At 62.7% G+C, this 13,987-nt stretch carries 11 protein-coding genes and 2 tRNA genes; 12 read left to right on the forward strand and 1 reads right to left on the reverse strand.

From position 1 onward, the window contains the following. The first annotated feature begins 32 nt into the window (after positions 1-32). The 7 genes from B3361_RS16690 (at position 33) to astE (ending at position 7,674) form a co-directional block, all read left to right on the forward strand. Positions 33-1,253, forward strand: coding sequence for an aspartate aminotransferase family protein (locus tag B3361_RS16690; protein WP_054904774.1), 1,221 nt, complete (start codon positions 33-35; stop codon positions 1,251-1,253). A gap of 135 nt (positions 1,254-1,388) precedes the next feature. Continuing rightward, the gene (aruF, locus tag B3361_RS16695) at positions 1,389-2,408 is read left to right on the forward strand and encodes an arginine/ornithine succinyltransferase subunit alpha (protein WP_009681482.1); all 1,020 of its coding nucleotides are present in this window, start codon (positions 1,389-1,391) and stop codon (positions 2,406-2,408) included. 78 nt (positions 2,409-2,486) lie between these two features. Next, positions 2,487-3,515, forward strand: coding sequence for an arginine N-succinyltransferase (gene astA, locus B3361_RS16700; protein WP_054904775.1), 1,029 nt, complete (start codon positions 2,487-2,489; stop codon positions 3,513-3,515). After that, entirely contained in the window at positions 3,516-4,979 is a 1,464-nt protein-coding gene (gene astD / locus B3361_RS16705) for a succinylglutamate-semialdehyde dehydrogenase (RefSeq protein WP_286920282.1), read from the forward strand. Positions 4,980-5,002: 23 nt separating this feature from the next. Beyond that, positions 5,003-6,352, forward strand: coding sequence for an N-succinylarginine dihydrolase (gene astB, locus B3361_RS16710; RefSeq protein ID WP_054904777.1), 1,350 nt, complete (start codon positions 5,003-5,005; stop codon positions 6,350-6,352). 13 nt (positions 6,353-6,365) lie between these two features. Then, the gene (locus tag B3361_RS16715) at positions 6,366-6,656 is read left to right on the forward strand and encodes a hypothetical protein (protein ID WP_009681477.1); all 291 of its coding nucleotides are present in this window, start codon (positions 6,366-6,368) and stop codon (positions 6,654-6,656) included. 10 nt (positions 6,657-6,666) lie between these two features. Further along, entirely contained in the window at positions 6,667-7,674 is a 1,008-nt protein-coding gene (gene astE / locus B3361_RS16720; RefSeq protein WP_009681476.1) for a succinylglutamate desuccinylase, read from the forward strand. Positions 7,675-7,682: 8 nt separating this feature from the next. Here astE and B3361_RS16725 read toward each other — a convergent pair whose 3' ends face one another. Beyond that, complete coding sequence (locus B3361_RS16725; protein WP_225624699.1) at positions 7,683-9,089, reverse strand: M91 family zinc metallopeptidase; 1,407 nt, start codon at positions 9,087-9,089, stop codon at positions 7,683-7,685. Between the two features lie 136 nt (positions 9,090-9,225). On the opposite strand from B3361_RS16725, the gene alaS reads away from it, so the two are divergent. The 5 genes from alaS to B3361_RS16750 all read left to right on the forward strand — a co-directional run bounded on the left by alaS (position 9,226) and on the right by B3361_RS16750 (position 13,931). Beyond that, entirely contained in the window at positions 9,226-11,850 is a 2,625-nt protein-coding gene (alaS, locus tag B3361_RS16730) for an alanine--tRNA ligase (RefSeq protein WP_009681474.1), read from the forward strand. A 145-nt stretch (positions 11,851-11,995) separates the two neighbouring features. Beyond that, a complete protein-coding gene (locus B3361_RS16735) occupies positions 11,996-13,231 on the forward strand; it encodes an aspartate kinase (protein ID WP_009681473.1) in 1,236 nt (411 codons plus the stop codon). 165 nt (positions 13,232-13,396) lie between these two features. Beyond that, entirely contained in the window at positions 13,397-13,585 is a 189-nt protein-coding gene (gene csrA / locus B3361_RS16740) for a carbon storage regulator CsrA (protein ID WP_003254503.1), read from the forward strand. Between the two features lie 72 nt (positions 13,586-13,657). Further along, positions 13,658-13,748, forward strand: a tRNA-Ser gene (locus B3361_RS16745). Between the two features lie 106 nt (positions 13,749-13,854). Further along, positions 13,855-13,931 (forward strand) — tRNA-Arg (locus B3361_RS16750). Positions 13,932-13,987: the final 56 nt, after the last annotated feature.

The following is a 13,987-nucleotide window of genomic DNA, read 5'->3' on the forward strand; positions in this document are numbered from 1 at the left end:
TCCAGGCCAGCGTTCCTCTTCAGGAGACTCAGATGTCCGTTGAGCAAGCCCCGGTGCAACGTGCCGATTTCGACCAGGTCATGGTCCCCAACTATTCTCCGGCGGCCTTCATTCCTGTGCGAGGCGAGGGTTCCCGTGTCTGGGACCAGTCCGGTCGCGAGTTGATCGACTTTGCCGGCGGCATCGCGGTAAACGCCCTGGGCCACTGCCACCCGGCGCTGGTCAAGGCCCTGACCGAGCAGGCCAACACCCTCTGGCACGTCTCCAACGTATTCACCAACGAACCGGCACTGCGCCTGGCCCACAAGCTGGTAAGCGCCACCTTTGCCGACCGTGCGTTCTTCTGCAACTCCGGCGCCGAGGCCAACGAGGCTGCCTTCAAGCTGGCCCGCCGGGTTGCCCATGACCGCTTCGGCCCTGAAAAGCACGAAATCATCGCCACCGTGAACAGTTTCCACGGTCGTACCCTGTTTACCGTCAGCGTCGGCGGCCAGCCGAAGTACTCCGATGGCTTCGGCCCGAAGATCACCGGCATCAGCCACGTGCCGTACAACGACCTGGAAGCGTTGAAGGCACAGATTTCCGACAAGACGTGCGCCGTTGTGATCGAGCCGATCCAGGGTGAGAGCGGCGTGGTGCCGGCCGACAAGGCTTACCTGGAAGGCGCTCGCAAGCTGTGTGACGAGCACAATGCCCTGCTGATCTTCGATGAAGTGCAGACGGGTGTGGGCCGCACCGGCTCGCTGTATGCCTACCAGCACTACGGCGTGACCCCGGATATCCTCACCAGCGCCAAGAGCCTGGGCGGTGGCTTCCCGATCGGCGCCATGCTGACCACCACCGAGCTGGCCAAGCACCTGGCTGTGGGCACCCACGGCACCACCTACGGCGGCAACCCGCTGGGCTGCGCGGTTGCCTGCGCGGTGCTGGACGTGGTCAACACCCCGGAAACCCTGGCCGGCATCAAGGCCAAGCACGCGCGGTTCAAGGCCCGCCTGGAGCAGATCGGGCAGAAATACAACCTGTTCAGCCAGGTGCGTGGTGTTGGCCTGCTGCTGGGTTGCGTGTTGGCCGAGGCCTGGCAAGGCAAGGCCAAGGACGTACTCAATGCCGCCGAGAAAGAAGGCGTGATGGTGCTGCAGGCCGGTCCGGATGTGGTCCGCTTCGCGCCAAGCCTGGTGGTTGAAGACGCCGATATCGATGCAGGCCTGGACCGCTTCGAGCGCGCCGTAGCCACGCTGACCCAAGGCTGATCCGCCTGCGGTCCCTTCGCCGGCCGCAGCCAAGGTTGTACCAGGCCGGCGATTTGCGATTCCACAGCAGGTGCCCATGCGCCTGCCGTTTTTCCGTGCCGCCATGAGCGGCCCGTATTCCAAAGGAGTGACACCATGCTGGTGATGCGCCCCGCGCAAATGGCTGACCTGAACGAAGTGCAGCGCATGGCTGCCGACAGCCCCATTGGTGTCACCTCGCTGCCGGACGACTCTGCTCGCCTGGGCGACAAGATTGCCGCCTCCGAGACGTCCTTTGCCGCGGAGGTCAGCTTCAATGGCGAGGAAAGCTACTTCTTCGTGCTCGAAGACAGCGAAACCGGCAAGCTCGCCGGCTGCTCGGCCATCGTGGCCTCGGCTGGCTATTCCGAGCCGTTCTACAGTTTTCGCAACGAGACCTTCGTGCACGCCTCGCGCGAGCTGAAGATCCACAACAAGATCCACGTGCTCTCGCTGTGCCATGATCTGACCGGCAACAGCCTGCTGACCAGTTTCTACGTGTTGCCAGAGCTGGTGAACAGCGGCTGGGCCGAACTCAATTCCCGCGGCCGCCTGCTGTTCATGGCTGCGCACCCGGAACGCTTCGCTGACTCGGTGGTGACCGAGATCGTCGGTTACAGCGACGAAAAGGGCGAATCGCCGTTCTGGGACGCCATTGGGCGCAATTTCTTCGACCTCAACTATGCCGATGCCGAGCGCCTGTGCGGCCTGAAGAGCCGCACCTTTCTCGCCGAACTCATGCCGCACTACCCGATCTACGTGCCGCTGCTGCCAGACCTGGCGCAGGAAGCCATGGGCCAGGTGCACCCGCGGGCGCAGATCACCTTCGACATCCTCATGCGTGAGGGCTTCGAGACCGAGCACTACATCGACATATTCGACGGCGGCCCAACCCTGCATGCGCGTACCTCGGGCATCCGCTCGATCGCCCAGAGCCGGGTGGCCCCAGTGAAAATCGACGACGTGCCAACCAAGGGCGGGCGCCCGTACCTGGTGTGCAACGGCCTGTTGCAGGACTACCGGGCAGTGCTGCTGGAGCTGGATTGGGTGCCCGGCAAGCCGGTCAGCCTGAGCGTTGCAGCAGCCGAGGCGCTGGGCGTAGGCGAGGGCGCCAGCGTGCGCCTGGTGGCGGCCTGAGGCCTGGCAACAGGCGTTTCGGGATTGATGCGTTAGCAGAGTTTCGCGCCGGCCCATGCCGCCGCACAAGGAGATAGCATGATCGTTCGTCCTGTACGCAGCAGCGATTTGCCTGCGTTGATCGAATTGGCACGCAGCACCGGCACCACCGGGCTGACCACGCTGCCGGCCAACGAAGAGCGCCTGGAGCATCGCGTAGGTTGGGCGGAAAAGAGCTTTCGGGGCGAGGCTGAGCGCGGCGACACCGACTACCTGTTCGTGCTGGAAAACGACGAAGGCCTGGTGGTAGGCATCAGTGCCATCGCCGGTGCCGTTGGCTTGCGCGAGCCTTGGTACAACTACCGGGTCGGCCTGACCGTCAGTGCCTCGCAGGAGCTGAAGATCTACCGCGAAATCCCTACGCTGTTTCTGGCCAACGACCTGACCGGCAACTCCGAGCTGTGCTCGCTGTTCCTGCGCAGCGACTACCGTGCCGGGCTCAACGGCCGCTTGCTGTCGCGGGCGCGCATGCTGTTCATTGCCGAGTTCCCCGAGTTGTTCGGCAAGAAGATCATCGCCGAAATGCGCGGCATGTCGGATGAGCAGGGGCGTTCGCCGTTCTGGGAAAGCCTGGGCCGGCACTTCTTCAAGATGGAGTTCAGCCAGGCGGACTACCTGACCGGCGTGGGCAACAAGTCGTTCATCGCCGAGCTGATGCCGAAGTTCCCGCTGTACACCTGCTTCCTGTCAGACGCGGCGCGCAACGTGATCGGCCGTGTGCACAAGGACACCGAGCCGGCACTGGCCATGCTCAAGCAGGAAGGTTTCACTTACCAGGGCTATGTCGACATTTTCGACGCCGGCCCCGCCATCGAGTGTGACACCGGCAGGATCCGCGCCGTGCGCGACAGCCAGACGCTGGTGCTGGCGGTTGGCACGCCGGGCGATGACGCCACCCCCTACATCATCCACAACCGCAAGCGCGACGACTGCCGTATCACCGCTGCACCTGCGCGTCTGGCCGCCGGAACCCTGGTGGTCGACCCGCTGACCGCCAAACGCCTGCGCATGGGCGCTGGCGACAATGTGCGCGCTGTGCCCATGTCGGCGAGCCGGGAGGGCCAATAAATGACCACGCACTACATCGCCGGCAATTGGCAGGCCGGCCAGGGCGAGCCCCTGCAATCGCTGAACCCGGTCACCCAGGTCGTGATCTGGCAGGGGCAGGGCGCCGACGCCAGCCAGGTCGGCGCCGCCGTAAAGGCTGCGCGCCAGGCGTTCCCAGCCTGGGCGCAACTGAGCCTGGACGCGCGCATCGGTGTGCTGGAGCAGTTTGCCGCACAGTTGAAGGCGCATGCCGAAGCCATGGCCCAGTGCATTGGCGAGGAAACCGGCAAGCCGCTGTGGGAATCGGCCACCGAAGTGACCAGCATGGTCAACAAGGTGGCCATTTCCATACAAAGTTACCGTGAGCGCACCGGTGAAAAGAGCGGCCCGCTGGCCGATGCCACGGCAGTGCTGCGGCACAAGCCCCATGGTGTGGTCGCGGTGTTCGGCCCTTACAACTTCCCTGGCCACCTGCCGAACGGGCATATCGTTCCGGCGCTGCTGGCGGGCAACTGCGTGGTGTTCAAACCGAGTGAGCTGACCCCCAAGGTGGCGGAACTGACAGTGCACTGCTGGATCGCCGCCGGCCTGCCGGCGGGTGTGCTGAACCTGGTTCAGGGCGGGCGTGAAACCGGTGTGGCACTGGCTGGCGACCCAGGTATCGATGGCGTGTTCTTCACCGGTTCCAGCCGCACTGGCAACCTGTTGCACCAGCAGTTTGCCGGGCGCCCGGACAAGATCCTGGCGCTGGAAATGGGTGGCAACAACCCATTGCTGGTAGACGAGGTCAAGGACCTCGACGCTGCGGTTTACACCATCATTCAGTCGGCGTTCATTTCCGCCGGCCAGCGCTGCACCTGCGCACGTCGCCTGCTGGTGCCCCAGGGTGCCTGGGGCGATGCGCTGCTCGCGCGCCTGGTCGAGGTGTGCAGAACCATCACGGTGGGGGCGTTCGATGAACAGCCGGCACCGTTCATGGGCTCGGTGATTTCGCTGCAGGCCGCGCAGGCGCTGCTGGCTGCCCAGGCTGAACTGGCCGCCAAGGGTGGGGTGAAACTGCTGGAAATGACGCAGCCGCAAGCCGATGCCGCATTGCTTACCCCTGGCATCATCGATGTCAGCGCCGTGGCACAGCGCCCGGATGAAGAGTTCTTCGGGCCGCTGCTGCAAGTGGTCCGCTATGCCGATTTCGATGCGGCCATCGATGAAGCCAACAACACCCAGTACGGCCTGGCTGCCGGCTTGCTGTCCGATTCGCGCGCCCGCTACCAGCATTTCTGGCTGCGCAGCCGCGCCGGCATCGTCAACTGGAACAAGCAACTGACCGGTGCAGCCAGCAGCGCACCCTTCGGTGGCGTCGGTGCCAGTGGCAACCATCGCGCCAGTGCCTATTACGCGGCCGACTACTGCGCTTACCCCGTGGCTTCGCTGGAGACTGCCAGCCTTGCCTTGCCGGCCACCCTTACGCCGGGCGTCACCCTATAACAACAGGTCACGGAGCCTTGCCGATGAAATCCTATGAAGTGAATTTTGATGGCCTGGTGGGGCCTACCCACAACTACGGCGGCCTGTCCTACGGTAACGTGGCTTCGCAAAGCAACAGCCAGCAAGGCTCCAGCCCGCGGGAAGCTGCACGCCAGGGCCTGGCGAAGATGAAGGCATTGGCCGACATGGGCTTCAAGCAGGGCGTGCTGGCGCCGCAGGAGCGCCCGGATGTGGCCGCGCTCCGCCGTCTGGGCTTCAGCGGCAGCGATGCCGACGTGATCCAGCGCGCTGCCAAAGAGGCCATGCCGTTGCTGGTGGCCACCTGTTCGGCTTCGAGCATGTGGGTGGCCAACGCTGCCACGGTCAGCCCCAGTGCCGACACCGCCGATGGCCGCGTGCACTTCACTGCCGCCAACCTCAATTGCAAATACCACCGCAGCATCGAGCACCCGACCACCAGTCGCGTGCTGGCCGCGATGTTCAACGACGAGCAACGCTTCGCCCACCACCCGGCGTTGCCTGCCGTGGCGCAGTTCGGTGACGAGGGCGCTGCCAACCATACGCGCTTCTGCCGCGCCTATGGGGAGGCTGGCGTGGAGTTCTTCGTCTACGGCCGCAGTGCATTCGACAGCCGTTACCCGGCACCGCAGAAATACCCCGCCCGGCAGACCCTGGAGGCCTCGCAGGCCGTGGCCCGTTTGCATGGCCTGCATGAGGACGGGGTGGTCTACGCTCAACAGAACCCGGCGGTGATCGACCAGGGCGTGTTCCACAATGACGTGATTGCGGTGGGCAATGGCGAGGTGCTGTTCTACCACGAGGACGCTTTCCTCGAGACTGACACGGTATTGGGCCAGTTGCGCGCTAAACTGGCCAGCAAGGGCGGCCGTTTCCAGGCCATCTGCGTGCCGCGCTCGGCAGTGGCGGTAGAGGATGCAGTGCGTTCCTACCTGTTCAACAGCCAGTTGCTCAGCCGTGACGACGGCTCCATGCTGCTGGTGGTGCCGGAAGAGTGCCGCAACAATGAACGCGTCTGGGCGTACCTTGGGCAGTTGACCCGCCAGGGCGGCCCGGTGAAGGAGGTCAAGGTGTTCGACCTCAAGCAGAGCATGCAGAACGGCGGTGGCCCGGCTTGCCTGCGTTTGCGCGTGGCCTTGAATGGAACGGAACTGGCGGCGGTCAACCAAGGCGTTATCATGACCGCCCCGCTGTACGACACCCTGCTGCAATGGGTCGACAAGCACTACCGTGATCGCCTGGTCGAGGCGGACCTGGCCGACCCGCAACTGCTGGTGGAGTGCCGTACCGCACTGGATGAATTGACCCAGATTCTGAAGTTGGGCTCGGTGTACCCGTTCCAACGCCAACCTTGAAGAGAGAATTGTAATGACCGACGCCCTGCGCCTGATCCTCGAAGATGAAGACGGCACCCAGCTCGAAACCTCCTGCACCCGTTTTGCCGTGGTTTGGCAAGGCAAGGAAGTGTGGATCCAGCAGGATGGCCGCGGCCAGCTGCTGATCGGTGTGGATGTCGAGGAAGGCGACGCCGAGTACGCCAACCTGCTGCTGCGGCCCATGGCCACCAACCTGGTCAGCCTGCAGCTGGAAATGGAACCTGCAGAGCTTGGCGAAGACGACGATCACGTCCATGGCCCCGACTGCGGCCACACCCACTAAGGAAGTTCCTATGCTCGCCCTTGGTAAATTGCTTGAGCTGACCCTCACCGATCACGAACCGGCCGAGAAGACCCAAGTGACCACCAAGGGCACGCGTTTGCGCTGGCTAGGGGAGGGGGCGCTCGAAGTGCGCCCGCCCGACAGCGAGGATTGCGGCCTGGACTTGCTGTTGTCTGCCGGTATTCATGGTAACGAGACAGCGCCGATCGAGTTGCTCGAACGGCTGCTGCATGGCGTGGCCGACGGGTCGATCAAGCCCAAGGCGCGGGTGTTGTTCCTGTTCGGCAACCCGGTGGCGATGCGCAAGGGTGAGCGTTTCATCGAACAGGACATCAACCGCCTGTTCAACGGGCGCCACGAGCTGTCCAGCGGTTTCGAGGCGTTGCGTGCGGCCGAGCTCGAGCAGTTCGCCCGGGTGTTCTTCAGCAAGCCGGGGCGCAGCCGCCTGCATTACGATCTGCATACTGCCATCCGCGGTTCGAAGATCGAGCAGTTTGCCTTGTACCCCTATAAAGAGGGGCGCCAGCACTCTCGTCGCCAACTGGCACGCCTGGCAGCGGCGGGCATGCAGGCGGTATTGCTGCAAAGCAAGCCTTCCATCACCTTCAGCGCCTTTACCTACGAACAGCTGGAGGCTGAAGCGTTCACCCTGGAGCTGGGCAAGGCCCGCCCGTTCGGCCAGAACGAGCAAGTCAACCTCGACAAGCTCGAAGACCGCCTGATCAGGATCATCACGGCTGAAGAACCCGAAGACGAAGACTCGCTGGAAGGCCTGCAGCTGTTCAGTGTCTCCCGCGAAATCATCAAGCACAGCGACAGCTTTCACCTGCACCTGCCGGCGGATATCGAGAATTTTTCCGAACTGAGCAAAGGTTACCTGCTGGCTGAAGACCTGGCCGAGATGCGTTGGGTGGTCGAGGAAGAGGGCGCGCGCATCATCTTCCCCAACCCCAAGGTCAAGAATGGCCTCAGGGCAGGGCTTCTGATCGTGCCCGATGCAGGGCAGCGGTTGAGCTGAGGCGTTGCTTACAGTTGCGTGCGCAGTTCCAGTTGCAGTGCCTGGCGTAATCCGTTTTCAGTGAAAGCGGCGGGGTTGGTGTTAAGCGCAGTAGCGCCCCCAAAGTTGAATCTGCAGTCGGTGGGCAAGCCGATGCTTTGCAGTAACAGGTTGTCTACCGGGTAGGCGCCGTAAGTGCCCTGAACCTCTGTCTGGCCTGGGAACACGGTGCCGGTCATGGAATTCCAGCCCTGGCACAGGCAGCGGTACAGGTCCAGCAGCGGCAATTGGGTTGCCGTCGACCAGTTCGGGTTGTAGGCCAGCATGCCACCGCTGTAGCCCCAGCTGCTCTGGTTTTCGTTGATGATGAAGTGGCCTTCGTCTTCGTCCTGCTCGTCATCGCTGGGCGTGTAGCAAGTGAACTGTTGCCTGGCCGCTTCGCTCACCCTGATCGGTTTTCCGGTATGCCCGGCCTTGTTGTCCAGGCCTGCCAGCAGTGCTTGGCCGCACGGCAATTTGCGCATCAGCACCAGCGCATCCTCTACCGCCTGGCGGAACGCCTCATCACCCGTCACTTGCACACCGATGCGGCCTAGCGCCTGATGCTCGGCCGCTACAGGCTGGGCCAGGTGCGCATCGTACGCCGTGTTGCGGTAGAGCACGGTGCTGGAATTGGCCTGGCCAAGCAGGCAGTGGCCGGTGACATTGACCACCGCATCGCCTTTGTCGATCAGGACAGGGCCGCTACCGACGACTACCTGGTGCGTGCCGGTGTGCGCATCAATGTGCACCATGCCGGCCCCTGTCTCGATGCTGTTGCCGCTGCCGATCATGTCGATCAGTACCGGCTTGCGGACCTGCCCGGTAATGACCACCTGGTGTCCGCCGTCGGTCAGGCGAATGGCAATGGCTTCGGCGGTATGCTGGGCGACCATGAATACCGCGCCGTTGACCGTGACTTCCAGCAAGCAGTCGTGGGTCGCGATCTGCACGCGTTTTTGCCGTGCGTCCGAACCTGTGGCGCGCGGGGCGACATTGAACACCAGCAGCTCGGTGCTGGGCGCCAGGCGACGGTAGCGTCGCCCCAGCGCATAGGCGCGTTCCAGGGTGATACGCACATTGCCATCAGCCTGTATGTACTTCACCTCTGTCTGCTGCTGGGGGTGGTCCTTGTTGATGAATGCGGTGTGGTGGCTGCCAGCCTGCCGATCGTCGAGGTAATAGACGGGGCTGGCATTGATCAATGGCGTAGGGTGGGGGAGCGGGTGTGGGTCCGAGTGCAGTTTGGACAGGTTCAGCTCAGGCATCGCGCATTCCGGTATCGAGAAGAAAGGCGCAGCATCCCCTTTGGGCTGGGTGCCCAGGTGTTGCTTATGTACCGCCAGCGTGGCCGTGCAGCGCTGCCAGGCGACCTTGACAGTGTCGATGAACGGCATTTCATCCGCGCAATGCCGTTCTGGTGTACAAACACACTGTATCTCCTGTTCAGGCTGGCTATAATGGCGCCCTTTGCCGTCGTTTCGTCGATTCGACGTATTAGCCCAAACGGCCGCCGTTTCCGTGGAAGAACCTATGAAAAGCGCAGAAATCCGTGAAGCCTTCCTTCGCTTCTTCGAAGAGCAGGGCCATACCCGAGTTGCCTCCAGTTCGCTGATCCCGAACAACGACCCCACCCTGCTGTTCACCAACGCAGGCATGAACCAGTTCAAGGACTGCTTCCTCGGTGCCGAGAAGCGTGCCTATACCCGTGCGGTCAGCAGCCAGAAGTGCGTGCGCGCGGGCGGCAAGCACAACGATCTGGAAAACGTCGGTTACACCGCGCGTCACCACACGTTCTTCGAAATGCTGGGCAACTTCAGCTTCGGCGACTACTTCAAGCGCGACGCCATCACCTTCGCCTGGACCTTCCTGACCTCGGAAAAATGGCTGAACCTGCCCAAGGAAAAGCTCTGGGTCACGGTCTACGCCACCGACGACGAAGCCTACGACATCTGGACCAAGGAAGTCGGCGTGCCTGCCGAGCGCATGGTGCGCATCGGTGACAACAAGGGCGCCCCCTACGCATCCGACAACTTCTGGACCATGGGCGATACTGGCCCGTGCGGCCCATGCACCGAGATCTTCTACGACCACGGCCCGGACATCTGGGGTGGCCCGCCCGGTTCGCCGGAAGAAGACGGTGACCGCTACATCGAGATCTGGAACAACGTCTTCATGCAGTTCAACCGCACTGCCGATGGCGTGCTGCACCCACTGCCAGCGCCGTCGGTGGACACCGGCATGGGCCTGGAGCGTGTCAGCGCCGTGCTGCAGCACGTGCACTCCAACTACGAGATCGACCTGTTCCAGAACCTGCTGGCAGCGGCGGCCAAGGCCATCGGTTGCAGCAATGACGGCCAGGCTTCGCTGAAAGTGGTGGCCGACCACATCCGCTCCTGCGGCTTCCTGATTGCCGACGGCGTGCTGCCATCCAACGAAGGCCGTGGCTATGTACTGCGCCGCATCATCCGCCGCGCTTGCCGCCACGGTAACAAGCTGGGCGCCAAGGGCAGCTTCTTCTACCAGATCGTTGCTGCCCTGGTGGCCGAAATGGGCGAAGCCTTCCCCGAGCTGACCAGCCAGCAAGCGCACATCGAGCGCGTGCTCAAGGCCGAAGAAGAGCAGTTCGCCAAGACCCTGGAGCAGGGCCTGCGCATCCTCGAGCAAGATCTGGCCCAGTTGCAAGGCGCCGTGGTACCCGGCGATGTGGTGTTCAAGCTGTATGACACCTACGGTTTCCCGATGGACCTGACGGCCGACATTGCCCGTGAGCGCGAGTTGACCATCGACGAAGCCGGCTTCGAACGCGAAATGGACGCCCAGCGTGAGCGCGCCCGTTCTGCCAGCGCCTTCGGCATGGACTACAACAGCCTGGTCAAGGTCGACAGCGCCACCGAGTTCCTCGGTTACGACGCAACCGAAGGCCAGGGCAAGATCATCGCCCTGTACAAGGACGGCCAATCGGTCGACCAGCTGGGGGTGGGCGAGCAGGGCGTAGTGGTGCTCGACCGCACGCCGTTCTACGCCGAGTCCGGCGGCCAGGTGGGTGACAGCGGGTACCTGCAGGCGGGTGCTGCACGCTTCGACGTACGCGATACCACCAAGACCGGCGGGGCCTTCCTGCACCACGGTGTGGTCACCAGCGGTGCGCTGCTGATCGGTGCGCCGGTGGAGGCCAAGGTCGATGCAGACGTTCAGCACGCCACCTCGCTGAACCACTCGGCTACCCACCTGCTGCACGAAGCGTTGCGTCAGGTGCTGGGCGAGCACGTGCAACAGAAGGGCTCGCTGGTCGACAGCCAGCGCCTGCGTTTCGACTTCAGCCACTTCGAAGCGGTGAAGCCGGAGCAGCTCAAGCAGCTGGAAGACATCGTCAACCGCGAAGTGCGCAAGAACACCCCGGTCGAGACCGAACTGACCGACATCGAAACCGCCAAGGCCAAAGGTGCCATGGCGCTGTTCGGTGAGAAATACGGCGATACCGTGCGCGTGCTGACCATGGGTGGCGATTTCTCGGTAGAGCTGTGTGGCGGTATCCACGCCAAGCGTACCGGTGACATCAGCCTGTTCAAGATCATCAGCGAAGGCGGCGTGGCCTCTGGCGTACGCCGTATCGAAGCAGTCACCGGCGCCGCTGCGCTGGCCTACCTGAATGCTGCCGAAGAGCAGGTCAAGGAAGCCGCGCAACTGGTCAAGGGTAACCGTGACAACCTGATCGACAAGTTGTCGGCTGTGCTTGAGCGCAACCGTCAGCTGGAGAAGCAGCTGGAACAGCTGCAGGCCAAGGCCGCCAGCGCCGCAGGGGACGATCTCTCCAACGCGGCTGTTGAGGTCAAGGGTGCCAAGGTCCTCGCCGCCCGCCTGGATGGGCAGGATGGCAAGGCCCTGCTGGCCCTGGTCGATCAGTTGAAGAACAAGCTCGGCCACGCAGTGATCCTGCTGGGCAGCGAGCATGAGGGCAAGGTCGTGTTGGTGGCCGGCGTGACCAAGGACCTCTCCAGCCAACTCAAGGCTGGCGATCTGATGAAGCAAGCCGCTGCGGCGGTGGGTGGCAAGGGCGGTGGCCGTCCGGACATGGCCCAGGGCGGTGGCGTCGACGTTGCTGCGCTGGACAAGGCCCTGGCGCTGGCCGTGCCATTCGCAGAGCAGGGACTTTGAGATGAAGGGGTAGGCGGTTCAGTGGCGGGTGCCAAGCCCCCGGGTGCCGCACCCGGGGGCAGGCAGCAGCGTCACCGGCCACTTCCGCCACCCCTTCATGTTGGATTGTTTTTTGGGGCCCTGTATGGGCTGAGGCACCATTGAAATGGCGTTGATCGTACAGAAATTTGGCGGCACCTCTGTCGGTTCCATCGAGCGGATCGAGCAGGTAGCCGATAAGGTCAAGAAACACCGTGAAGCGGGCGACGACCTGGTCGTCGTGCTGTCGGCCATGAGCGGTGAAACCAATCGCCTGATCGACCTGGCCAAGCAGATCACCGATCAGCCGGTTCCGCGTGAACTGGACGTGATCGTGTCGACCGGTGAGCAGGTGACCATTGCCTTGCTGACCATGGCCTTGATCAAGCGTGGTGTGCCAGCGGTGTCCTACACCGGCAACCAGGTGCGCATTCTCACTGACAGCGCGCACAACAAGGCGCGCATCCTGCAAATCGACGACCACAAGATTCGTGCCGACCTCAAGGAAGGCCGCGTGGTCGTGGTTGCGGGCTTCCAGGGGGTCGACGAGCACGGCAGCATCACCACCCTCGGTCGCGGCGGCTCCGACACCACCGGCGTGGCCCTGGCGGCAGCGCTGAAAGCTGACGAGTGCCAGATCTACACCGATGTGGATGGCGTCTACACCACCGACCCGCGCGTAGTGCCGCAGGCCCGTCGCCTGGAGAAAATCACCTTCGAAGAGATGCTGGAAATGGCCAGCCTCGGTTCCAAGGTGCTGCAGATCCGTTCGGTGGAGTTCGCCGGCAAGTACAACGTTCCGCTGCGCGTGCTGCACAGCTTCAAGGAGGGTCCGGGTACCCTCATTACCATTGATGAAGAGGAATCCATGGAACAGCCGATCATTTCCGGTATCGCCTTCAACCGTGATGAAGCCAAGCTGACCATTCGCGGCGTGCCGGACACCCCGGGCGTGGCCTTCAAGATCCTCGGCCCGATCAGTGCTTCGAACATCGAAGTGGACATGATCGTGCAGAACGTTGCCCACGATAACACCACCGACTTCACCTTCACCGTGCACCGCAACGAGTACGAGAAGGCGCAGAGCGTGCTGGAAAACACCGCCCGTGAAATCGGTGCCCGCGAAGTGATCGGCGACACCAAGATCGCCAAGGTCTCCATCGTTGGCGTCGGCATGCGCTCGCACGCCGGGGTTGCCAGCCGCATGTTCGAGGCGCTGGCCAAGGAGAGCATCAACATCCAGATGATCTCCACCTCCGAGATCAAGGTTTCGGTCGTGATCGAAGAAAAGTACCTGGAGCTGGCCGTACGCGCGCTGCACACCGCGTTCGAGCTTGACGCCCCTGCCCGACAGGGCGAGTAAGGCGCTGCACTGCAAGGGCGCGGCACCAGCCGCGCCCTTCGTGTTTCTGCTCGCTGCGCAGGCCCTGTCCTGCCCTGTGCAGCGTGCGACCGGGCTGGTCGTCGTCCGCGGCCGGCCCTGACCCCAAGACTGTTACCCCTGAATGTTTTGCGTAAGGAGAAAGCTATGTTGATTCTGACTCGTCGGTGCGCCGAGAGCCTGATCATTGGAGACGGCGAGATTACCGTGACGGTGCTCGGCGTGAAGGGCAACCAGGTACGTATAGGCGTTAGCGCGCCGAAGGAAGTGGCTGTTCACCGCGAGGAAATCTACCTGCGGATCAAGAAAGAGAAGGATGAAGAGCCAAGCCTTTAATTTTTTTGAAGTTTTTTTCAAAAAAAGGGTTGCAAAGGTGAAAGAGGTTCTTTAATATTCGCCTCGTGTTGCGGTGAGGTGGCCGAGTGGCCGAAGGCGCTCCCCTGCTAAGGGAGTATACCTCATAAGGGTATCGGGGGTTCGAATCCCCCCTTCACCGCCATTATTTGCGTAGGGCGCTGTAACGGGTAGGAACGCTAAGTAGTTGATTTTAAACGAAAACGTTCTTGCAAAAATGTTCCAGCGACCTATAATGCGCGGCAAGACACGGACTCATAGCTCAGCTGGATAGAGTACTCGGCTACGAACCGAGCGGTCGCAGGTTCGAATCCTGCTGAGTCCGCCACTTTTGAAGTGGCTTTGTTTTCAAGGCTGCTTCAATCAACCAGCGGTATCTGGTCT

Source organism: Pseudomonas sp. UBA6699, from assembly GCF_002454615.1.
GTDB lineage: Bacteria > Pseudomonadota > Gammaproteobacteria > Pseudomonadales > Pseudomonadaceae > Aquipseudomonas > Aquipseudomonas juntendi.